General features: G+C 42.6%; 31 protein-coding genes. All 31 read left to right on the top strand.

Going from position 1 to position 21,776, the window contains the following annotated elements; all coding sequences use genetic code 11:
* Positions 1-56: 56 nt before the first annotated feature.
* The 31 genes from rpoC to map all read left to right on the top strand — a co-directional run bounded on the left by rpoC (position 57) and on the right by map (position 21,773).
* Positions 57-3,656: a DNA-directed RNA polymerase subunit beta' gene (gene rpoC / locus UJ203_RS20160; RefSeq protein ID WP_044153421.1), complete on the top strand. Its 3,600-nt coding sequence runs from the start codon at positions 57-59 to the stop codon at positions 3,654-3,656.
* Positions 3,657-3,835: 179 nt separating this feature from the next.
* Positions 3,836-4,084 (top strand): 50S ribosomal protein L7ae-like protein, encoded by a 249-nt coding sequence (locus UJ203_RS20155; protein ID WP_059291694.1) that lies wholly within the window; start codon positions 3,836-3,838, stop codon positions 4,082-4,084.
* A 114-nt stretch (positions 4,085-4,198) separates the two neighbouring features.
* Positions 4,199-4,615 carry a 30S ribosomal protein S12 gene (rpsL, locus tag UJ203_RS20150; RefSeq protein ID WP_003156445.1) on the top strand — a complete coding sequence of 139 codons (417 nt, stop codon included), beginning with the start codon at positions 4,199-4,201 and terminating at the stop codon, positions 4,613-4,615.
* 41 nt (positions 4,616-4,656) lie between these two features.
* Positions 4,657-5,127 carry a 30S ribosomal protein S7 gene (gene rpsG, locus UJ203_RS20145; protein ID WP_003225784.1) on the top strand — a complete coding sequence of 157 codons (471 nt, stop codon included), beginning with the start codon at positions 4,657-4,659 and terminating at the stop codon, positions 5,125-5,127.
* 52 nt (positions 5,128-5,179) lie between these two features.
* Entirely contained in the window at positions 5,180-7,258 is a 2,079-nt protein-coding gene (gene fusA, locus UJ203_RS20140; protein ID WP_095714790.1) for an elongation factor G, read from the top strand.
* A gap of 119 nt (positions 7,259-7,377) precedes the next feature.
* A complete protein-coding gene (gene tuf, locus UJ203_RS20135; protein ID WP_010332768.1) occupies positions 7,378-8,568 on the top strand; it encodes an elongation factor Tu in 1,191 nt (396 codons plus the stop codon).
* A 98-nt stretch (positions 8,569-8,666) separates the two neighbouring features.
* Positions 8,667-9,605 (top strand): alpha/beta hydrolase, encoded by a 939-nt coding sequence (locus tag UJ203_RS20130; RefSeq protein WP_322013521.1) that lies wholly within the window; start codon positions 8,667-8,669, stop codon positions 9,603-9,605.
* A gap of 259 nt (positions 9,606-9,864) precedes the next feature.
* Entirely contained in the window at positions 9,865-10,173 is a 309-nt protein-coding gene (rpsJ, locus tag UJ203_RS20125) for a 30S ribosomal protein S10 (protein WP_003156464.1), read from the top strand.
* A 39-nt stretch (positions 10,174-10,212) separates the two neighbouring features.
* On the top strand, positions 10,213-10,842 hold the full coding sequence (gene rplC / locus UJ203_RS20120) for a 50S ribosomal protein L3 (protein WP_059291697.1): 630 nt from the start codon (positions 10,213-10,215) through the stop codon (positions 10,840-10,842).
* A 27-nt stretch (positions 10,843-10,869) separates the two neighbouring features.
* Entirely contained in the window at positions 10,870-11,493 is a 624-nt protein-coding gene (gene rplD / locus UJ203_RS20115) for a 50S ribosomal protein L4 (protein ID WP_003242004.1), read from the top strand.
* Positions 11,493-11,780 carry a 50S ribosomal protein L23 gene (rplW, locus tag UJ203_RS20110; protein WP_003225793.1) on the top strand — a complete coding sequence of 96 codons (288 nt, stop codon included), beginning with the start codon at positions 11,493-11,495 and terminating at the stop codon, positions 11,778-11,780. The genes rplD and rplW overlap by 1 nt, the downstream gene beginning before the upstream one ends.
* A 31-nt stretch (positions 11,781-11,811) precedes the next feature.
* Positions 11,812-12,645, top strand: a complete 834-nt coding sequence (gene rplB, locus UJ203_RS20105; protein ID WP_003225795.1) for a 50S ribosomal protein L2 — start codon at positions 11,812-11,814, stop codon at positions 12,643-12,645.
* A gap of 57 nt (positions 12,646-12,702) precedes the next feature.
* Positions 12,703-12,981, top strand: coding sequence for a 30S ribosomal protein S19 (rpsS, locus tag UJ203_RS20100; RefSeq protein WP_003156472.1), 279 nt, complete (start codon positions 12,703-12,705; stop codon positions 12,979-12,981).
* A 16-nt stretch (positions 12,982-12,997) separates the two neighbouring features.
* Positions 12,998-13,339 carry a 50S ribosomal protein L22 gene (rplV, locus tag UJ203_RS20095; RefSeq protein ID WP_003156475.1) on the top strand — a complete coding sequence of 114 codons (342 nt, stop codon included), beginning with the start codon at positions 12,998-13,000 and terminating at the stop codon, positions 13,337-13,339.
* Between the two features lie 3 nt (positions 13,340-13,342).
* Positions 13,343-13,999, top strand: a complete 657-nt coding sequence (rpsC, locus tag UJ203_RS20090; RefSeq protein WP_010332773.1) for a 30S ribosomal protein S3 — start codon at positions 13,343-13,345, stop codon at positions 13,997-13,999.
* 1 nt (position 14,000) lies between these two features.
* A complete protein-coding gene (gene rplP / locus UJ203_RS20085; RefSeq protein WP_003225801.1) occupies positions 14,001-14,435 on the top strand; it encodes a 50S ribosomal protein L16 in 435 nt (144 codons plus the stop codon).
* Positions 14,425-14,625 (top strand): 50S ribosomal protein L29, encoded by a 201-nt coding sequence (gene rpmC / locus UJ203_RS20080; RefSeq protein WP_003156482.1) that lies wholly within the window; start codon positions 14,425-14,427, stop codon positions 14,623-14,625. The genes rplP and rpmC overlap by 11 nt, the downstream gene beginning before the upstream one ends.
* A 22-nt stretch (positions 14,626-14,647) precedes the next feature.
* Entirely contained in the window at positions 14,648-14,911 is a 264-nt protein-coding gene (gene rpsQ, locus UJ203_RS20075) for a 30S ribosomal protein S17 (protein ID WP_003178345.1), read from the top strand.
* A gap of 41 nt (positions 14,912-14,952) precedes the next feature.
* Positions 14,953-15,321: a 50S ribosomal protein L14 gene (gene rplN / locus UJ203_RS20070; RefSeq protein ID WP_003225805.1), complete on the top strand. Its 369-nt coding sequence runs from the start codon at positions 14,953-14,955 to the stop codon at positions 15,319-15,321.
* A 36-nt stretch (positions 15,322-15,357) separates the two neighbouring features.
* Entirely contained in the window at positions 15,358-15,669 is a 312-nt protein-coding gene (gene rplX / locus UJ203_RS20065; RefSeq protein WP_003156486.1) for a 50S ribosomal protein L24, read from the top strand.
* A gap of 25 nt (positions 15,670-15,694) precedes the next feature.
* On the top strand, positions 15,695-16,234 hold the full coding sequence (rplE, locus tag UJ203_RS20060; RefSeq protein WP_044153413.1) for a 50S ribosomal protein L5: 540 nt from the start codon (positions 15,695-15,697) through the stop codon (positions 16,232-16,234).
* 22 nt (positions 16,235-16,256) lie between these two features.
* Positions 16,257-16,442: a 30S ribosomal protein S14 gene (gene rpsN, locus UJ203_RS20055; RefSeq protein ID WP_003156488.1), complete on the top strand. Its 186-nt coding sequence runs from the start codon at positions 16,257-16,259 to the stop codon at positions 16,440-16,442.
* 31 nt (positions 16,443-16,473) lie between these two features.
* The gene (rpsH, locus tag UJ203_RS20050; protein ID WP_010332776.1) at positions 16,474-16,872 is read left to right on the top strand and encodes a 30S ribosomal protein S8; all 399 of its coding nucleotides are present in this window, start codon (positions 16,474-16,476) and stop codon (positions 16,870-16,872) included.
* A 29-nt stretch (positions 16,873-16,901) separates the two neighbouring features.
* Positions 16,902-17,441, top strand: a complete 540-nt coding sequence (rplF, locus tag UJ203_RS20045; protein ID WP_010332777.1) for a 50S ribosomal protein L6 — start codon at positions 16,902-16,904, stop codon at positions 17,439-17,441.
* 32 nt (positions 17,442-17,473) lie between these two features.
* Positions 17,474-17,836: a 50S ribosomal protein L18 gene (gene rplR / locus UJ203_RS20040; protein ID WP_044153410.1), complete on the top strand. Its 363-nt coding sequence runs from the start codon at positions 17,474-17,476 to the stop codon at positions 17,834-17,836.
* Positions 17,837-17,860: 24 nt separating this feature from the next.
* The gene (gene rpsE / locus UJ203_RS20035; protein ID WP_003156493.1) at positions 17,861-18,361 is read left to right on the top strand and encodes a 30S ribosomal protein S5; all 501 of its coding nucleotides are present in this window, start codon (positions 17,861-17,863) and stop codon (positions 18,359-18,361) included.
* A gap of 13 nt (positions 18,362-18,374) precedes the next feature.
* Positions 18,375-18,554: a 50S ribosomal protein L30 gene (rpmD, locus tag UJ203_RS20030; RefSeq protein ID WP_003156497.1), complete on the top strand. Its 180-nt coding sequence runs from the start codon at positions 18,375-18,377 to the stop codon at positions 18,552-18,554.
* Between the two features lie 30 nt (positions 18,555-18,584).
* Positions 18,585-19,025 carry a 50S ribosomal protein L15 gene (rplO, locus tag UJ203_RS20025; RefSeq protein WP_003225819.1) on the top strand — a complete coding sequence of 147 codons (441 nt, stop codon included), beginning with the start codon at positions 18,585-18,587 and terminating at the stop codon, positions 19,023-19,025.
* A gap of 1 nt (position 19,026) precedes the next feature.
* Positions 19,027-20,322 (top strand): preprotein translocase subunit SecY, encoded by a 1,296-nt coding sequence (gene secY, locus UJ203_RS20020; protein WP_044153408.1) that lies wholly within the window; start codon positions 19,027-19,029, stop codon positions 20,320-20,322.
* Between the two features lie 54 nt (positions 20,323-20,376).
* Positions 20,377-21,030 (top strand): adenylate kinase, encoded by a 654-nt coding sequence (locus UJ203_RS20015; protein ID WP_010332780.1) that lies wholly within the window; start codon positions 20,377-20,379, stop codon positions 21,028-21,030.
* Entirely contained in the window at positions 21,027-21,773 is a 747-nt protein-coding gene (gene map, locus UJ203_RS20010) for a type I methionyl aminopeptidase (RefSeq protein ID WP_044153406.1), read from the top strand. Before UJ203_RS20015 ends, map begins: the two co-directional genes overlap by 4 nt.
* Positions 21,774-21,776 lie beyond the last annotated feature (3 nt).

The following is a 21,776-nucleotide window of genomic DNA, read 5'->3' as shown; positions in this document are numbered from 1 at the left end:
AGTTATAAAGGCAAGTGACATCGGTTAATCCGAAGATAAAAAGGGAGGTAGGCCCCTTGCTAGATGTGAACAATTTTGAGTATATGAACATCGGTCTTGCTTCACCGGATAAAATCCGTTCATGGTCTTTTGGTGAAGTGAAAAAGCCTGAAACGATAAACTATCGTACGTTAAAACCTGAAAAGGACGGTCTATTCTGCGAACGCATTTTCGGACCGACTAAGGACTGGGAATGTCATTGCGGGAAGTACAAGCGAGTTCGTTATAAAGGCGTAGTTTGTGACCGCTGCGGAGTTGAAGTAACACGGGCTAAAGTCCGTCGTGAGAGAATGGGGCACATTGAACTGGCTGCCCCAGTTTCCCACATTTGGTATTTCAAAGGTATCCCAAGCCGAATGGGTCTTGTGTTGGATATGTCGCCTCGTGCACTGGAAGAAGTTATTTACTTTGCTTCTTACGTTGTAACTGATCCGGCAAACACACCGCTTGAAAAGAAACAGCTTCTATCAGAAAAGGAATACCGTGCGTATCTTGATAAGTACGGTAATAAGTTCCAAGCATCTATGGGTGCGGAAGCGATTCATAAACTTCTTCAAGATATCGATCTTGTAAAAGAAGTTGATATGTTAAAAGAAGAGCTGAAAACATCTCAAGGACAGCGTCGTACTCGTGCGATCAAACGCCTTGAAGTTTTGGAAGCCTTCCGTAACTCAGGAAACAAGCCTTCTTGGATGATCCTTGATGTGCTTCCTGTTATTCCTCCTGAGCTCAGACCGATGGTTCAGCTTGATGGCGGACGTTTTGCGACTTCTGATTTGAACGACCTTTATCGTCGTGTCATCAACCGTAACAATCGTTTGAAACGCCTTTTAGACCTTGGTGCGCCTAGCATTATCGTTCAAAACGAAAAGCGTATGCTTCAAGAGGCTGTCGATGCTTTAATTGACAACGGCCGTCGCGGACGCCCTGTAACAGGCCCTGGTAACAGACCATTAAAATCTCTTTCTCACATGCTGAAAGGGAAGCAAGGCCGTTTCCGTCAAAACCTTCTTGGTAAACGTGTCGATTACTCCGGACGTTCTGTAATCGTCGTTGGTCCTCATTTGAAAATGTACCAATGCGGATTACCGAAGGAAATGGCGCTCGAACTTTTCAAACCTTTCGTTATGAAAGAGCTTGTTGAAAAGGGTCTTGCTCACAACATTAAGAGTGCGAAACGTAAAATTGAGCGCGTACAGCCTGAAGTATGGGATGTACTAGAATCAGTTATCAAGGAGCATCCGGTCCTTCTGAACCGTGCCCCTACGCTTCACAGATTAGGTATCCAAGCGTTTGAACCGACACTTGTTGAAGGACGCGCAATCCGTCTTCACCCGCTCGTATGTACAGCTTATAACGCTGACTTTGACGGTGACCAAATGGCGGTTCACGTACCATTATCTGCAGAAGCTCAAGCTGAAGCACGCATCTTGATGCTTGCCGCTCAAAACATCTTGAACCCTAAAGATGGTAAACCGGTTGTAACACCGTCTCAGGATATGGTACTGGGTAACTACTACCTGACTCTGGAGCGTGCTGGTGCTGTCGGCGAAGGTATGGTCTTTAAGAATACGGATGAAGCGCTTCTTGCTTATCAAAACGGATATGTTCACCTTCATACGAGAGTGGCTGTTGCAGCGAACTCCCTTAAGAACGTGACATTTACCGAAGAGCAGCGTTCAAAATTGTTAATTACAACTGTCGGTAAACTGGTCTTCAATGAAATTCTTCCAGAATCATTCCCTTACATGAATGAACCAACGAAGAGCAACATTGAAGAGAAAACACCTGACCGTTTCTTCTTAGAAAAAGGTGCCGATGTAAAAGCTGCCATCGCACAGCAGCCAATCAATGCACCGTTTAAAAAAGGTATTCTGGGTAAAATCATCGCGGAAATCTTTAAACGATTCCACATTACGGAAACGTCTAAAATGCTTGACCGCATGAAAAACCTAGGTTTCAGATATTCAACAAAAGCCGGTATTACAGTTGGGGTTTCTGATATCGTCGTTCTCGATGATAAACAAGAAATTCTTGAAGAAGCACAAGGCAAAGTTGATAACGTTATGAAGCAGTTCCGCCGCGGTCTGATCACTGAAGAAGAACGCTATGAGAGAGTTATCTCTATCTGGAGTTCTGCAAAAGACGTTATCCAAGGCAAACTGATGAAATCACTTGATGAGCTCAACCCGATCTACATGATGAGTGACTCTGGTGCCCGTGGTAACGCGTCTAACTTTACTCAGCTTGCCGGAATGCGCGGTCTGATGGCCAACCCGGCTGGACGTATCATTGAGTTACCGATTAAATCTAGTTTCCGTGAAGGTCTGACAGTATTGGAGTACTTTATCTCCACTCACGGTGCGCGTAAAGGTCTTGCCGATACCGCCCTTAAAACTGCTGACTCAGGTTACCTTACACGCCGTCTTGTTGACGTTGCACAGGATGTTATCATCCGTGAAACTGATTGCGGAACTGACCGAGGCATCCTTGCTCAACCGCTTAGAGAAGGCACTGAAATCATTGAGCGCTTAGAAGAACGCTTAATCGGCCGTTTTGCAAGAAAACAAGTGAAACACCCTGAAACAGGGGAAGTGCTTGTAAACGAAAACGAACTGATCGATGAAGATAAAGCGATTGAAATCGTTGAAGCCGGCATTGAAGAAGTGTGGATCCGTTCTGCCTTCACATGTAATACGCCTCATGGTGTATGTAAACGATGCTATGGCCGAAACCTTGCGACTGGTACCGATGTAGAAGTCGGAGAAGCAGTTGGAATCATCGCTGCCCAATCAATCGGTGAGCCTGGTACACAGTTAACAATGCGTACATTCCATACAGGCGGGGTTGCAGGAGACGATATCACACAGGGTCTCCCGCGTATCCAAGAGCTTTTCGAAGCGCGTAATCCAAAAGGTCAGGCAACAATTACCGAAATCGACGGTACAGTCGTTGAAATCAATGAAGTTCGCGACAAACAGCAAGAAATTGTGGTTCAAGGCGCAGTTGAAACACGCTCTTATACGGCACCATATAACTCCCGCTTAAAAGTAGCGGAAGGAGATAAAATTACTCGAGGCCAAGTGCTGACAGAAGGTTCAATCGATCCGAAAGAACTTCTTAAAGTGACTGACCTGACTACAGTTCAAGAGTATCTTCTTCATGAGGTTCAAAAGGTTTACCGTATGCAGGGTGTTGAAATCGGCGATAAACACGTAGAAGTAATGGTTCGCCAAATGCTTCGCAAAGTACGTGTGATTGATGCCGGTGAGACTGATGTGCTTCCTGGCTCATTACTTGATATTCACCAATTTACTGAAGCGAACAAAAAGGTATTGCTGGAAGGCAAACGTCCTGCTACAGGCCGTCCTGTCTTACTCGGTATTACCAAAGCTTCTCTTGAAACTGATTCATTCTTATCTGCTGCTTCCTTCCAGGAAACAACACGTGTCCTGACAGACGCAGCGATCAAAGGTAAGCGTGACGAACTTCTCGGCCTGAAAGAGAATGTTATCATCGGTAAGCTTGTTCCGGCTGGTACTGGAATGATGAAATACCGAAAAGTAAAACCTGTTTCAAATGTTCAGCCGACTGAGGACATGGTTCCGGTTGAATAACTGATATCATGCTGCTGAGAGACTGCAAAACAGTCTTTCAGCAGTCATATTTAAATAAAAAAATCACTCTATGAGAAGATAGAAACTAAAAAATGTCATACCTTGTTGACATTCGTCTCCTAGAATGATAATATAACCAAGGTGCTCGAAATAAACCTGTTACTTTGGAGGATATGTTTATGTCTTATGATAAAGTATCACAGGCCAAATCAATTATTATTGGTACGAAGCAAACAGTGAAAGCTCTAAAACGAGGTTCAGTAAAGGAAGTAGTCGTTGCAAAAGACGCGGATCCTATTCTTACGTCAAGTGTGATAACACTTGCGAAAGATAATGGGATTGCTGTCTCAATGGTTGAATCCATGAAAAAGCTCGGCAAAGCCTGCGGAATTGAAGTAGGAGCAGCAGCTGTTGCCATTATGTTATAACGTACTTCTTGTTTTTGCGTGAGAGTTATTCTCGTGTAAAGACATTGTTTTTTGCCTATTGATGAACCACCTGGGTATGTGGGTTATAAAACGTAATGAAGGGAGGAACAAAACATGCCTACAATTAATCAGCTAATTCGCAAAGGACGCGTGAGTAAAGTAGAAAACTCGAAGTCTCCTGCACTTAACAAAGGATACAACAGCTTTAAAAAAGAGCACACTAATGTATCTTCTCCACAAAAACGCGGGGTATGTACTCGTGTTGGTACAATGACACCGAAAAAACCGAACTCAGCACTTCGTAAATATGCTCGTGTTCGTTTAACTAACGGAATTGAGGTTACTGCTTACATTCCTGGTATCGGTCACAACCTGCAAGAGCACAGTGTTGTACTTATCCGCGGCGGACGTGTAAAAGACTTACCAGGGGTACGTTACCACATCGTTCGTGGTGCGCTTGACACTGCTGGAGTTGAAAACCGTGCGCAAGGCCGTTCTAAATACGGTACTAAACGTCCTAAAGCAAAATAATAAACGTATAAACGTATAATTGATGAAGGGAGGATATTCAGATGCCACGTAAAGGTCCTGTAGCAAAAAGAGACGTTTTACCTGATCCGATTTACAACTCTAAGCTTGTATCTCGTCTAATCAACAAAATGATGATCGACGGTAAAAAAGGTAAGTCTCAAACAATCCTATACAAGTCATTCGATATCATTAAAGAACGTACTGGCAATGATGCAATGGAGGTTTTCGAACAAGCATTGAAAAACATCATGCCTGTACTTGAAGTAAAAGCACGCCGTGTAGGTGGTGCGAACTACCAAGTTCCTGTAGAAGTTCGTCCTGAACGTCGTACTACTCTTGGACTTCGCTGGTTAGTTAACTATGCTCGTCTTCGCGGAGAAAAAACGATGGAAGAGCGTTTAGCTAACGAAATCCTTGACGCAGCTAACAACACTGGTGCTGCTGTTAAGAAACGTGAAGATACTCATAAGATGGCTGAAGCAAACAAAGCATTTGCTCACTATCGTTGGTAGGATTTATATACTAAAAAACACAATTTCCCAATAAGGAAGGAGAAATTACCCAATGGCAAGAGAGTTCTCCTTAGACAAAACTCGTAATATCGGGATCATGGCTCACATTGATGCCGGTAAAACGACTACTACAGAACGTATCTTGTTCTATACTGGTCGTATCCACAAAATTGGTGAAACTCATGAAGGAGCTTCACAAATGGACTGGATGGAGCAGGAACAAGAACGTGGTATCACAATCACTTCCGCTGCGACAACTGCACAGTGGAAAGGATACCGCGTAAACATCATCGATACTCCAGGACACGTAGACTTCACAGTTGAAGTTGAACGTTCTCTTCGTGTACTTGATGGTGCTGTTGCTGTACTTGACGCACAGTCTGGCGTTGAGCCTCAAACAGAAACTGTTTGGCGTCAAGCAACAACTTACGGAGTACCGCGTATCGTTTTCGTCAACAAAATGGACAAAATCGGTGCAGACTTCCTTTACTCTGTAGGAACTTTAAGAGATCGTCTTCAAGCTAACGCTCATGCAATTCAATTGCCGATCGGTGCTGAAGACAACTTCGAAGGTATCATTGACCTAGTAGAAAACGTTGCGTATTTCTACGAAGATGATCTTGGAACTCGTTCTGATGCGAAAGAAATCCCTGAAGAGTACAAAGAGCAAGCTGAAGAGCTTCGCAACAGCCTCATTGAAGCTGTATGTGAGCTTGATGAAGAGCTTATGGACAAATACCTTGAGGGTGAAGAGATCACTATTGACGAGTTAAAAGCAGGTATCCGTAAAGGTACTTTAAATGTTGAATTCTACCCAGTTCTTGTTGGTTCTGCCTTCAAAAACAAAGGTGTTCAATTAGTACTTGATGCTGTTCTTGACTACCTTCCTGCACCAACAGACGTTGCTGCAATCAAAGGTATCCGTCCTGATACAAATGAAGAGATTGAGCGTCATTCTTCTGATGACGAGCCATTCTCTGCATTAGCATTTAAAGTTATGACTGACCCTTACGTTGGTAAGCTGACGTTCTTCCGTGTGTACTCTGGAACACTTGATTCTGGTTCATACGTGAAAAACTCAACTAAAGGCAAACGTGAGCGTGTTGGACGTATCCTTCAAATGCACGCCAACAGCCGTGAAGAAATCTCTACTGTATATGCAGGAGATATCGCAGCTGCTGTAGGTCTAAAAGATACTTCTACTGGAGATACTCTATGTGATGAAAAGGATCTAGTTATCCTTGAATCAATGGAATTCCCAGAACCAGTTATCGACGTTGCAATTGAGCCTAAATCAAAAGCTGACCAAGATAAAATGGGTATCGCTTTAGCAAAACTTGCTGAAGAGGATCCAACATTCCGTACTCAAACAAACCCGGAAACTGGTCAGACAATCATCTCTGGTATGGGTGAGCTTCACCTTGATATCATTGTTGATCGTATGAAGCGTGAATTCAAAGTAGAAGCTAACGTTGGTGCTCCTCAAGTTGCGTACCGTGAAACATTCCGTTCCGGTGCAAAAGTTGAAGGTAAATTCGTACGTCAGTCTGGTGGACGCGGTCAGTTCGGTCACGTTTGGATTGAATTCGAACCAAACGAAGAAGGCGCTGGCTTTGAATTCGAAAATGCGATTGTCGGTGGGGTTGTTCCTCGTGAATACATCCCAGCTGTTCAAGCAGGTCTAGAAGATTCACTTGAAAATGGTGTATTAGCTGGATTCCCGCTTATCGACATTAAAGCAAAACTTTTTGATGGCTCTTACCATGATGTTGACTCAAACGAAATGGCGTTTAAAGTTGCTGCTTCTATGGCATTGAAAAATGCAGTCAGCAAATGTAACCCAGTTCTTCTTGAACCAATCATGAAAGTAGAAGTGGTTATTCCTGAAGAATACATGGGAGACATCATGGGTGATGTTACTTCTCGTCGCGGACGCGTAGAAGGTATGGAAGCTCGCGGTAACGCGCAAGTTGTTCGTGCGATGGTTCCTCTTGCTGAAATGTTCGGTTACGCTACTGCCCTTCGTTCTAACACGCAAGGTCGCGGTACGTTCACTATGCACATGGATCACTACGAAGAAGTGCCGAAGAGCATTGCTGAAGAAATTATCAAAAAAAATAAAGGCGAATAATTGATTTTGCCTCTTAACTCAAGTATAACTACTATTGTAAGATGAGGAAGTGAAAGCTTTCTTTCACTTCCTATCACTCTATACATTACTAATTAAAAGCTCTTAAGGAGGATTTTAGAATGGCTAAAGAAAAATTCGACCGTTCCAAATCACATGCCAATATCGGTACAATTGGACACGTTGACCATGGTAAAACAACTTTAACTGCTGCTATCACAACAGTACTTCATAAGAAATCTGGTAAAGGTACAGCTATGGCGTACGATCAAATTGATGGTGCACCAGAAGAACGTGAGCGCGGTATCACAATCTCTACTGCACACGTTGAGTATGAAACTGAAACTCGTCACTATGCACACGTTGACTGCCCAGGACACGCTGACTATGTTAAAAACATGATCACTGGTGCTGCGCAAATGGACGGAGCTATCCTAGTAGTATCTGCTGCTGATGGCCCAATGCCACAAACTCGTGAGCACATCCTTCTTTCTAAAAACGTTGGTGTACCATACATCGTTGTATTCTTAAACAAATGCGACATGGTAGACGACGAAGAGCTTCTTGAACTAGTTGAAATGGAAGTTCGCGATCTTCTTAGCGAATACGACTTCCCTGGTGATGATGTACCAGTTATCAAAGGTTCTGCTCTTAAAGCTCTTGAAGGAGATGCTGAGTACGAAGCTAAAATCTTCGAACTTATGGATGCAGTTGATGAGTACATCCCAACTCCAGAACGTGACACTGAAAAACCATTCATGATGCCAGTTGAGGACGTATTCTCAATCACTGGTCGTGGTACAGTTGCTACTGGACGTGTTGAGCGTGGACAAGTTAAAGTCGGTGACGAAGTTGAAATCATCGGTCTTCAAGAAGAAAACAGCAAAACAACTGTTACTGGTGTTGAAATGTTCCGTAAGCTTCTTGATTACGCTGAAGCTGGAGACAACATTGGAGCCCTTCTTCGCGGTGTAGCTCGTGAAGATATCCAACGTGGTCAAGTACTTGCTAAACCAGGTACAATCACTCCACACAGCAAATTCAAAGCTGAAGTTTACGTTCTTTCTAAAGAAGAGGGTGGACGTCATACTCCATTCTTCTCTAACTACCGTCCTCAGTTCTACTTCCGTACAACTGACGTAACTGGTATCATCCATCTTCCAGAAGGCGTAGAAATGGTTATGCCTGGAGACAACACTGAAATGAACGTTGAGCTTATCTCTACAATCGCTATCGAAGAAGGAACTCGTTTCTCTATTCGTGAAGGCGGACGTACTGTTGGTTCAGGCGTTGTTTCTACAATCACTGAGTAATAGTATATTGAAAACGAGACCCTTTGGGTCTCGTTTTTTTGTGTACTTTTTTGTTTGCTTGTATAATAAGGTTTATCTTATTTGAGGAGCTATGGGTTATGAGTGAAAACACATCAATTTCTTTCATGAAAAAACTGAGGATCGAAAATACAAAGCAAATGCTCATGATCAATGGAAATGATAAAGCGAACCCATTGCTGCTTTTTTTACATGGTGGACCCGGAGCATCCCAAATCGGATTTATCAGGAGCTATCAAAAGGAACTGGAACAGTACTTTACAGTTGTAAATTGGGATCAAAGGGGTTCGGGTCTTTCCTATACTAAACAAATTCCGCAGAGTTCAATGACAATCAGTCAAATCATTAAAGATACAATTCAAGTAACCGAATGGCTTTTAGACCGTTTCTCAAAAACAAAAGTGTACCTTGCAGGACACTCTTGGGGTTCGCTGCTGGCTCTTCGTGTTCTGCAAGAGAGGCCGGATCTTTTTTACGCTTATTATGGAATCAGTCAGGTCACTAATACTCAGCTGGAAGAAAAAACGGCCTATGATTCTCTGCGCAAGACAAATCGCTCTCTTTCAGTAGCCTTAGGCTTACTTGGCCCTCCACCTTGGAACAAGAAAATTCAGTTCTTCATCTTTCGAGTCTGTATTGAACTGAGCAGGGGAGGATTCACTCATCATCGCCGGCACATTCTTGCGGTATTGTGTCAGTTGCTTGCTGGAAATGAGTATGGAATAAAAAACATCTCTCGTTTCATCAGAGGACAGCGTTTCAGCGCAAAGTATTTAACTGATGATTTATTTCGTTTTGATGCATTTAAATCAGTTTCTTCTATTAAAGTACCTAGTTTTTTTATTTCGGGGAGACATGATTTGATCGTTCCTGCTGAAACATCGAAACAGTATTATCTGTATGTGGATGCTCCTGAAAAGCGCTGGCATTATTTTAAAAACTCCGCCCACACGCCGCATATCGAGGAGCCTTCATTATTTGCCAATACTCTGAGTAGACACGCAGTGTACCACTTATGATAGAAGAAAATTCCCATATTCACTCGCTTCTTGATAAATAAGAAAAACACCTGTATAATACTAAAAGTGTGCAAATCATGCATATTCTAAATAAGTCTTGCAACATACGTCTATTTTCTGTATAATGGTGTATGTTGGTCTTTGACTGCGATGAAGTGAGAGGTTGCTGACACACCCGGCCGCTTTGCCATGGCAAGGTGTTCAGGTTTTTCTCACGGAGAACTGTCTAACGTGAAGTAGGCGAAAAGGAGGGAAAATAATGGCAAAACAAAAAATTCGTATTCGTTTGAAAGCATATGATCATAGAATCCTTGATCAATCTGCAGAGAAGATTGTTGAAACGGCAAAACGTTCTGGTGCCAGCGTATCTGGTCCGATTCCGTTGCCAACTGAAAAATCAGTTTACACAATCCTTCGTGCGGTGCACAAATACAAAGATTCTCGTGAGCAATTTGAAATGCGTACACATAAACGTTTAATCGACATTGTGAACCCAACACCACAAACTGTTGATGCGCTCATGCGATTAGACTTACCATCTGGTGTCGATATCGAAATTAAACTTTAATTCTAAAATATAGAATGATCTTAATAGGAGGTGTGACGAATGACCAAAGGAATCTTAGGAAGAAAAATTGGTATGACGCAAGTATTCGCAGAAAACGGTGATCTTATTCCGGTAACTGTTATTGAAGCTGCTCCGAACGTTGTTCTCCAAAAGAAAACAGCTGAAAACGACGGCTACGAAGCAATCCAGCTTGGTTTTGATGACAAGCGCGAAAAGCTTTCTAACAAACCTGAACAAGGACACGTTGCTAAAGCGGAAACTGCTCCTAAGCGCTTCGTAAAAGAATTACGCGGAGTGGAAATGGATGCGTATGAAGTTGGTCAGGAAGTCAAGGTTGAAATTTTCTCTGCTGGAGAAATTGTAGATGTAACAGGAGTATCTAAAGGTAAAGGTTTCCAAGGTGCGATCAAGCGCCACGGACAATCTCGCGGACCTATGTCTCACGGTTCACGCTACCACCGTCGTCCTGGTTCAATGGGACCTGTAGATCCTAACCGTGTATTCAAAGGTAAATTATTACCTGGACGTATGGGCGGAGAGCAGATCACTGTTCAAAACCTTGAAGTCGTAAAAGTTGATGCGGAACGCAATCTTCTTTTGATCAAAGGTAACGTACCTGGTGCGAGAAAATCTTTAATCACTGTTAAAAGTGCTGTTAAATCTAAATAACTCTCTTAGGAAAGGAGGAAATTGATCATGCCAAAAGTAGCATTATACAACCAAAACGGTTCTACTGCTGGTGACATCGAATTAAACGCTTCTGTATTTGGAATTGAGCCAAATGAAAGTGTTGTATTCGACGCTATTCTTATGCAAAGAGCTTCCTTACGTCAAGGATCTCACAAAGTAAAAAATCGTTCTGAAGTACGCGGCGGAGGTCGTAAACCATGGCGTCAAAAAGGTACTGGACGTGCCCGTCAAGGTTCTATCCGTTCACCGCAATGGCGCGGAGGTGGTGTCGTATTCGGCCCAACACCACGCAGCTATTCTTATAAATTACCTAAAAAAGTTCGCCGCTTGGCAATCAAATCAGTATTGTCTTCTAAAGTAAACGACAACAACATCATCGTACTTGAAGATCTTACTCTTGATACGGCTAAAACAAAAGAAATGGCAGCTATCCTTAAAGGATTATCTGTTGAGAAAAAAGCTTTAATCGTAACTGCAGATGCTAACGAAGCAGTAGCTTTATCTGCTCGCAACATTCCTGGAGTTACTGTAGTTGAAGCTAACGGAATCAACGTTTTAGACGTTGTCAACCACGAGAAGCTTCTGATTACAAAAGCAGCGGTTGAAAAAGTAGAGGAGGTGCTTGCATAATGAAAGATCCTCGTGATGTTCTAAAGCGCCCCGTCATTACTGAACGTTCTGCTGATTTAATGGCTGAAAAAAAATATACTTTTGAAGTTGATGTAAGAGCTAACAAAACAGAAGTGAAAGACGCGGTTGAAAGCATCTTTGGAGTGAAAGTTGACAAAGTCAACATCATGAACTACAAAGGTAAATCAAAACGTGTTGGACGCTACACTGGTATGACTAGCCGTCGCAGAAAAGCGATCGTAAAACTTACTGCAGACAGCAAAGAAATCGAAATTTTTGAAGCTTAATTATCTGTAAAAAGAAGGAGGGAAATTCAAAATGGCGATTAAAAAGTATAAACCGACCTCTAATGGACGTCGTGGCATGACAACTTCAGATTTTGCTGAAATCACGACTGACAAGCCGGAAAAATCCTTGCTTGCTCCCCTTCACAAAAAAGGCGGACGTAACAACCAAGGTAAATTGACTGTACGTCACCAAGGTGGCGGACATAAACGCCAATACCGTGTTATCGACTTCAAACGCGATAAAGATGGTATACCTGGACGCGTTGCTACAGTTGAATACGATCCAAACCGTTCAGCTAACATCGCTCTAATCAACTATGCAGACGGAGAAAAACGTTACATTCTTGCTCCAAAAGGAATTCAAGTGGGTACTGAAATCATGTCAGGTCCAGAAGCTGACATCAAAGTAGGTAATGCACTTCCACTTATCAACATCCCTGTTGGTACAGTTGTGCATAACATTGAATTAAAACCTGGCAAAGGCGGACAGCTTGTACGTTCAGCTGGTACATCTGCTCAGGTTCTTGGTAAAGAAGGTAAATACGTTCTTGTACGTCTTAACTCTGGAGAAGTTCGCATGATTCTTTCTGCTTGCCGTGCTTCTATCGGTCAAGTAGGTAACGAACAGCACGAACTTATCAACATTGGTAAAGCTGGACGTTCTCGCTGGAAAGGCATCCGTCCAACAGTTCGTGGTTCTGTAATGAACCCTAACGATCACCCACACGGTGGTGGTGAAGGACGTGCGCCAATCGGACGTAAATCACCAATGTCTCCATGGGGCAAACCAACTCTTGGATTCAAGACACGTAAGAAAAAGAACAAATCTGATAAATTTATCGTACGTCGTCGCAAAAATAAATAACGGGGTTGTCTACGGTTCACTTCGGACCGTAGTGCAATCACGAAGGGAGGTTCCAAAATGGCTCGCAGCTTGAAAAAAGGACCATTTGTCGATGGACACTTGATGACAAAAATCGAGAAATTAAATGAAACAGACAAGAAACAAGTCGTAAAAACTTGGTCTCGTCGTTCTACTATTTTCCCACAGTTTATTGGTCACACAATCGCAGTCTATGACGGACGTAAACACGTGCCTGTATTCATCTCTGAAGATATGGTAGGGCATAAGTTGGGTGAATTCGCTCCAACTCGTACGTACAAAGGTCATGCTAGTGATGACAAAAAAACAAGACGCTAAGAGAGGAGGCTTTTAAATGCAAGCTAAAGCTGTTGCAAGAACAGTCCGTATTGCTCCTCGTAAAGCACGTCTAGTAATGGACCTGATTCGAGGCAAGCAAGTAGGTGAAGCAGTGTCAATCTTGAACCTAACACCGAGAGCTGCTTCTCCAATTATCGAGAAAGTATTAAAATCCGCTATTGCAAATGCTGAGCATAACTATGAAATGGACGCTAACAACCTGGTTATTTCTCAAGCATTCGTTGACGAAGGCCCTACGTTAAAAAGATTCCGCCCACGTGCTATGGGACGTGCGAGCCAAATCAACAAACGTACGAGCCACATTACAATCGTTGTATCAGAAAAGAAGGAGGGATAAGTAGTGGGTCAAAAGGTAAATCCAGTCGGTCTTCGTATCGGAGTCATTCGTGATTGGGAATCTAAGTGGTACGCTGGTAAAGATTACGCTGACTTCCTGCACGAAGATTTAAGAATTCGTGAATACATTAGCAAACGACTTTCTGACGCTTCTGTTTCTAAAGTTGAAATCGAGCGCGCAGCAAATCGTGTTAACATTACGATCCACACAGCTAAGCCTGGTATGGTTATCGGTAAAGGCGGTTCTGAAGTCGAAGCACTTCGTAAAGCCCTTAACAGCCTTACTGGCAAGCGTGTACACATTAACATTCTTGAAATCAAAAGAGCAGATCTTGATGCACAGCTAGTTGCTGACAACATCGCTCGTCAATTAGAAAACCGTGTTTCTTTCCGCCGTGCGCAGAAACAACAAATCCAACGCACAATGCGTGCTGGAGCACAAGGTGTGAAAACAATGGTTTCTGGTCGTCTTGGCGGTGCAGATATCGCTCGTTCTGAATACTACAGTGAAGGAACTGTTCCATTGCACACATTGCGTGCGGACATTGACTATGCAACATCTGAAGCTGACACTACTTACGGTAAGCTTGGTGTAAAAGTCTGGATCTATCGTGGAGAGGTTCTTCCTACTAAGAAGAAAACTGAGGAAGGAGGAAAATAATATGTTATTACCTAAACGCGTTAAATATCGCAGAGAGCATCGCGGAAAAATGCGTGGCCGTGCGAAAGGCGGTACTGAAGTACATTTCGGTGAGTTCGGTATCCAAGCTCTAGAAGCTTCTTGGATCACTAACCGTCAAATCGAAGCTGCCCGTATTGCGATGACTCGTTACATGAAACGTGGCGGTAAAGTTTGGATCAAAATTTTCCCTTCTAAACCTTACACTGCTAAACCACTTGAGGTACGTATGGGATCCGGTAAAGGGGCTCCAGAAGGTTGGGTAGCTGTTGTAAAACCGGGCAAAGTTTTATTTGAAATTTCTGGTGTGTCTGAAGAGGTTGCTCGTGAAGCACTTCGTCTTGCATCTCACAAATTGCCAATTAAAACGAAGTTCGTAAAACGTGAAGAAATTGGTGGTGAATCAAATGAAAGCTAATGAAATTCGTGACCTTACCACTGCTGAAATTGAACAAAAAGTAAAGTCTCTTAAAGAAGAACTTTTCAATCTTCGCTTTCAATTAGCGACAGGACAACTTGAAAATACTGCTCGCATTCGTGAAGTGCGCAAAGCTATCGCGCGCATGAAAACTGTGATTCGTGAAAGAGAAATTGCTGCTAATAAATAATCACTGAGGGGAGGTCGTGAGCATGAGCGAACGTAACCAACGCAAAGTTTACCAAGGCCGTGTTGTTTCTGACAAAATGGATAAAACCATCACTGTTGTTGTTGAAACATACAAGAAACATTCACTTTACGGTAAACGCGTAAAATACTCAAAGAAATTCAAAGCACATGATGAAAATAATCAAGCGAAAATCGGTGACATCGTAAAGATCATGGAAACTCGTCCATTGTCTGCAACTAAGCGTTTCCGTCTAGTTGAAGTTGTCGAAGAAGCTGTTATTATCTAATAAAGTTCGGAATTCTTTTTTCCGAAGGGAGGTAACAAATAATGATTCAACAAGAGACTCGTTTAAAAGTAGCTGACAACTCTGGCGCACGTGAAGTACTTACTATTAAAGTTCTTGGTGGTTCTGGTCGTAAAACAGCTAACATTGGTGATGTAATTGTTTGCACGGTTAAACAAGCAACACCAGGAGGCGTTGTCAAAAAAGGTGAAGTCGTAAAAGCTGTTATCGTTCGCACTAAAAGCGGAGCGCGCAGAAGTGACGGTTCATACATCAGCTTCGATGAGAATGCATGTGTTATCATCCGTGACGACAAGAGCCCGCGTGGAACTCGTATCTTCGGACCGGTTGCTCGTGAATTGCGTGAAAACAACTTTATGAAAATTGTTTCTCTAGCTCCAGAAGTTATCTAATGAAATAAATGCCTTATTCAAGGAGGTGCGATCAGGATGCATGTAAAAAAAGGCGATAAAGTTATGGTTATCTCTGGTAAAGATAAAGGCAAACAAGGAACAATCCTTGCTGCTTTCCCTAAAAAGGACCGCGTTTTAGTTGAAGGTGTTAACATGGTAAAGAAACACTCTAAACCAACTCAAGCTAACCCTCAAGGCGGTATTTCTAATCAAGAGGCGCCAATTCATGTATCAAACGTTATGCCGCTCGATCCTAAAACAGGTGAAGTGACTCGCGTAGGATACAAAGTGGAAGATGGCAAAAAAGTTCGTGTAGCAAAAAAATCTGGGCAAGTTCTAGATAAATAGTATTAAAGGAAGGGAGGTCTATCTCATGAACCGCCTTAAAGAAAAGTACAATAAAGAAATTGCACCTGCTTTAATGACTAAGTTCAACTATGACTCAGTTATGCAAGTGCCTAAAATTGAAAAAATCGTAATCAACATGGGTGTTGGTGACGCTGTTCAAAACGCAAAAGCAATCGACAGTGCTGTTGAAGAATTAACGTTTATCGCAGGTCAAAAACCTGTCGTTACTCGTGCGAAGAAATCAATTGCTGGATTCCGTCTTCGTGAAGGAATGCCTATCGGTGCGAAAGTAACTCTTCGCGGAGAGCGCATGTATGATTTCCTTGATAAACTTATTTCTGTATCTTTACCGCGTGTACGTGACTTCCGCGGGGTTTCTAAAAAATCTTTCGACGGTCGCGGTAACTACACACTTGGTATCAAAGAACAGTTAATCTTCCCTGAAATTGACTACGATAAAGTAACAAAGGTTCGCGGAATGGACATCGTTATTGTAACGACTGCTAATTCTGATGAAGAGGCTCGTGAGCTATTAACTCAAGTAGGTATGCCGTTCCAGAAATAATCAATGAAAGGGAGGCGAAATCGTGGCTAAGAAGTCAATGATTGCGAAACAACAACGTACACCAAAGTTTAAAGTACAAGAGTACACTCGCTGTGAACGCTGCGGACGTCCGCATTCAGTCATTCGTAAATTTAAACTTTGCCGTATTTGTTTCCGTGAGCTTGCATATAAAGGACAAATTCCTGGCGTGAAAAAAGCCAGCTGGTAATCCCCAAGAAAGGGAAGGAGGTAATTATATAATGGTTATGACAGATCCAATTGCAGATATGCTGACTCGTATTCGTAATGCAAACATGGTACGTCATGAGAAGCTTGAAATTCCTGCTTCTAAATTGAAAAGAGAAATTGCTGAAATTTTAAAGCGTGAAGGTTTCATTCGTGACGTTGAGTTCGTAGAAGACAGTAAACAAGGTATCATCCGCGTTTTCTTGAAATACGGACAAAATAACGAGCGCGTAATCACTGGTCTTAAAAGAATCAGCAAACCTGGTTTGCGTGTTTATGCTAAATCTAATGAAGTACCACGTGTACTTAACGGTCTAGGAATCGCAATTCTTTCTACATCACATGGCGTTTTAACGGACAAAGAAGCCCGTGCAAAACAAGCTGGTGGAGAAGTATTAGCATACGTTTGGTAAAAAGTTTAACATGAATGGAGGTGTTTGGTATGTCTCGTGTAGGTAAGAAGCTACTTGAGATTCCTTCTGATGTTACAGTAACGTTAAACGATAACAATACTGTAGCTGTGAAAGGACCAAAAGGAGAATTAACTCGTACGTTTCACCCTGATATGGAGATTAAAATAGAGGACAATGTGCTTACAGTCGCTCGTCCTTCTGATCAAAAAGAGCACCGTGCCCTGCATGGTACGACTCGCAGTCTGCTTGGCAACATGGTGGAAGGCGTATCTAAAGGATTTGAAAGAGGTTTGGAATTAGTCGGTGTCGGTTACCGTGCGTCTAAATCCGGAAATAAACTTGTTTTAAACGTTGGATACTCTCACCCTGTTGAGATCGTCCCTGAAGAAGGCATCGATATCGAAGTTCCTTCTCAAACTAAAGTAGTCGTTAAAGGTACAGACAAAGAACGTGTAGGAGCTATTGCTGCTAACATTCGCGCTGTCCGTTCTCCAGAGCCTTACAAAGGTAAAGGAATCCGCTACGAAGGTGAAGTTGTTCGCCGTAAAGAAGGTAAATCTGCTAAGTAAGATCGCTTAAAGTGAAGAAAGGAGTGACCTAGATGATTACGAAAACTAGCAAAAATGCTGCTCGTCTTAAAAGACACGCTCGTGTTCGCGCTAAACTTTCTGGTACTGCTGAAAGACCGCGTCTTAACGTTTTCCGTTCAAACAAGCACATTTACGCTCAAATCATCGATGATGTAAATGGTGTAACACTTGCTAGTGCATCTACTCTCGATAAAGACTTGAACGTTGAAAGCACTGGAGATACTTCAGCTGCTGCTAAAGTTGGAGAATTAGTTGCAAAACGCGCTGCTGAAAAAGGCGTTTCTGACGTAGTATTTGACCGTGGCGGATACTTATACCATGGACGTGTAAAAGCTTTGGCTGATGCCGCTCGTGAAGCTGGACTTAAATTTTAATAAAAGAAGGAGGGACACATGATTATGCGTCGTATTGACCCAAGCAAATTAGAGTTAGAAGAACGCTTAGTTACGGTTAACCGCGTAGCGAAAGTTGTTAAAGGTGGTCGTCGTTTCCGCTTTGCAGCTCTAGTCGTTGTCGGTGACAAAAACGGACACGTAGGATTCGGTACTGGTAAAGCACAAGAAGTACCAGAAGCGATCCGCAAAGCTGTTGAAGATGCGAAAAAGAATTTAATTGAAGTACCAATGGTTGGAACTACAATTCCACATGAAATCATCGGACGTTTCGGTGCAGGTAACATCTTGTTAAAACCTGCTTCTGAAGGTACTGGAGTTATCGCTGGAGGCCCTGTACGTGCGGTACTTGAGCTTGCTGGTGTAGCTGACATCCTTTCTAAGTCTTTAGGTTCTAACACACCGATCAACATGATTCGTGCAACACTTCAAGGCTTAAGTGAACTTAAGCGTGCTGAAGAGGTTGCGAAGCTTCGTGGAAAATCTGTAGAAGAACTGTTAGGATAAGGAGGGAATATTAATGGCTAAATTAGAAATTACCCTCAAACGAAGTGTAATCGGTCGCCCGGAAGATCAACGCGTTACTGTGAGAACACTTGGTTTAAAGAAAACAAACCAAACTGTTGTTCATGAAGACAACGCTGCGATTCGTGGTATGATTAATAAAGTATCTCATTTAGTTTCTGTTAAAGAACAATAAAAATAATTGATCGGATAAGGAGGTGTCCTAATGAAACTTCATGAATTAAAACCTTCAGAAGGTTCACGCAAAACGCGTAATCGCGTAGGTCGTGGTATTGGTTCTGGCAACGGTAAAACAGCTGGTAAAGGTCACAAAGGTCAAAACGCTCGTTCTGGCGGCGGTGTACGCCCAGGGTTCGAGGGGGGACAAATGCCTTTATTCCAACGTCTTCCTAAACGCGGTTTTACTAACATTAACCGTAAGGAATACGCTGTAGTCAACCTAGACAAATTGAACGGTTTTGCAGAAGGAACGGAAGTCACTCCTGAACTTCTTCTTGAGACTGGTGTTATAAGCAAACTTAATGCAGGAGTAAAGATTCTTGGCAACGGTAAATTAGAGAAAAAATTAACTGTAAAAGCCAATAAATTCTCTGCTTCTGCGAAAGAAGCTGTTGAAGCTGCTGGCGGTACAGCTGAGGTGATCTAACTTGTTTAAAACAATCTCCAACTTTATGCGTGTGAGTGATATCCGGAATAAAATCATATTCACTTTACTCATGCTTATCGTCTTTCGCATAGGTGCGTTTATTCCTGTGCCGTATGTTAACGCTGATGTGTTACAGGCACAGTCTCAAATGGGAGTATTTGATCTTCTTAATACATTTGGCGGCGGTGCGCTTTACCAATTCTCTATTTTCGCAATGGGGATTACTCCTTACATCACAGCTTCAATCATCATCCAGCTGCTTCAGATGGATGTTGTGCCGAAGTTTACTGAGTGGTCTAAGCAGGGTGAAGTCGGCCGCCGTAAATTGGCTCAGTTCACAAGATACTTTACGATTGTCCTTGGATTTATCCAAGCGTTGGGTATGTCATACGGATTTAACAATTTGGCTAACGGATTGCTGATTGAAAAATCCGGCGTATCCACATATCTGATCATCGCTTTAGTACTTACTGGCGGAACTGCCTTTTTAATGTGGCTTGGAGAACAAATCACATCTCATGGAGTAGGCAACGGAATATCGATCATTATCTTCGCGGGGATTGTGTCTAGTATTCCGAAAACGGTTGGACAAATATATGAGACTCAATTTGTCGGTAGCAACGATCAGCTGTTTATTCATATTGTGAAAGTCGCTCTTCTTGTGATTGCGATTTTAGCAGTTATTGTTGGAGTTATTTTCATTCAGCAAGCTGTACGGAAAATTGCGATTCAATATGCTAAAGGCACAGGTCGTTCACCTGCTGGCGGAGGTCAGTCTACTCACCTTCCATTGAAAGTGAATCCTGCCGGTGTTATTCCAGTAATCTTTGCGGTTGCGTTTTTAATAACACCGCGTACGATCGCGTCATTCTTTGGAACAAACGATGTGACAAAGTGGATTCAAGCCAACTTTGACAATACTCATCCGGTGGGGATGACTATATATGTTGCGTTAATTATTGCCTTTACGTACTTTTATGCTTTTGTCCAGGTTAATCCTGAACAAATGGCTGATAACCTTAAAAAACAGGGTGGCTATATCCCGGGGGTTCGTCCAGGGAAAATGACTCAAGATAGAATTACGAGCATTTTGTATCGACTTACGTTTGTGGGTGCTTTATTCTTAGCCGTGATTTCCATTCTTCCTATCTTTTTCATTCAATTCGCTGGATTGCCTCAAAGTGCACAAATTGGCGGAACATCTTTGTTAATTGTTGTCGGGGTAGCCTTGGAGACAATGAAACAACTAGAAAGCCAGTTGGTGAAACGAAACTACCGTGGATTTATGAAAAACTAGAGGAAATGGATTTATCCATTCCCTCTTAATTAAGAGAGGACGGGGGAAATCCGAATGAACTTAGTCTTAATGGGGCTTCCTGGTGCCGGTAAAGGTACACAGGGCGAACGAATTGTTGAGGATTATGGAATACCTCACATCTCAACAGGAGATATGTTCCGTGCTGCTATGAAAGAGGAAACATCACTCGGACTCGAAGCAAAATCTTATATTGATAAGGGTGAGCTCGTACCTGATGAAGTCACAATTGGAATTGTCAAAGAAAGACTTGGCAAAGATGATTGTGAAAGAGGTTTTCTTCTGGACGGATTTCCGCGAACAGTCGCTCAAGCCGAAGCTCTTGAAGAAATTCTTGAAGAATACGGCAAGCCGATTGATTATGTCATTAACATTAAAGTTGATAAAGATTCTTTAATGGAACGTCTGACTGGACGCAGAATTTGCAGTGTTTGCGGCACAACCTATCATTTAGTCTTTAATCCGCCGAAAACGCCGGGTGTTTGTGATAAAGACGGAGGCGAACTCTATCAACGGGCAGATGATAATGAGGAAACAGTCTCTAAACGGCTTGAGGTAAACATGAAGCAGACTCAGCCTTTACTCGATTTCTATTCTGAGAAAGGTTATCTTGTAAACGTGAATGGCCAGCAGGACATTCAAGATGTTTATGCAGATGTGAAGGATCTTCTTGGAGGATTAAAAAAATGATTATCTGTAAAACCCCACGTGAACTTGGTATCATGCGGGAGGCAGGGCGAATCGTGGCTTTGACTCACGAAGAGTTAAAAAAGCACATTAAACCAGGAATCTCGACAAAAGAATTGGATCAAATTGCCGAACGTTTTATTAAGAAGCAGGGTGCAATCCCATCTTTTAAGGGGTATAATGGGTTTCGCGGGAGCATTTGCGTATCAGTGAATGAAGAGCTCGTTCACGGCATTCCTGGCAGCAGGGTGTTGCGTGACGGTGACATCATCAGTATTGATATCGGTGCTAAATTAAATGGTTATCATGGTGACTCTGCATGGACATATCCGGTAGGAAACATCAGTGATGATGATAAAAAACTTCTGGAAGTGACAGAGGAATCTTTATATAAAGGCTTGCAGGAAGCAAAACCAGGTGAACGTTTGTCGAATATTTCCCACGCAATACAAACGTATGTCGAAAATGAGCAGTTTTCAGTTGTTAGGGAGTATGTCGGACATGGTGTTGGTCAAGACTTGCATGAGGACCCGCAAATTCCTCATTACGGTCCGCCCAACAAAGGACCACGGCTTAAACCTGGCATGGTTCTCGCTATTGAACCTATGGTGAACGCTGGCAGCCGCTATGTGAAAACTTTGGCTGATAACTGGACGGTTGTAACGGTAGATGGGAAAAAGTGTGCTCATTTTGAACATACAATTGCGATTACGGAAACGGGTTTTGATATACTGACAAAAGTCTAGATG

The sequence above is a fragment of the Bacillus sp. V26 genome, assembly GCF_034296245.1.
GTDB classification, from domain to species: domain Bacteria; phylum Bacillota; class Bacilli; order Bacillales; family Bacillaceae; genus Bacillus; species Bacillus halotolerans.
This window is presented reverse-complemented; position numbering and strand designations above follow the sequence as displayed.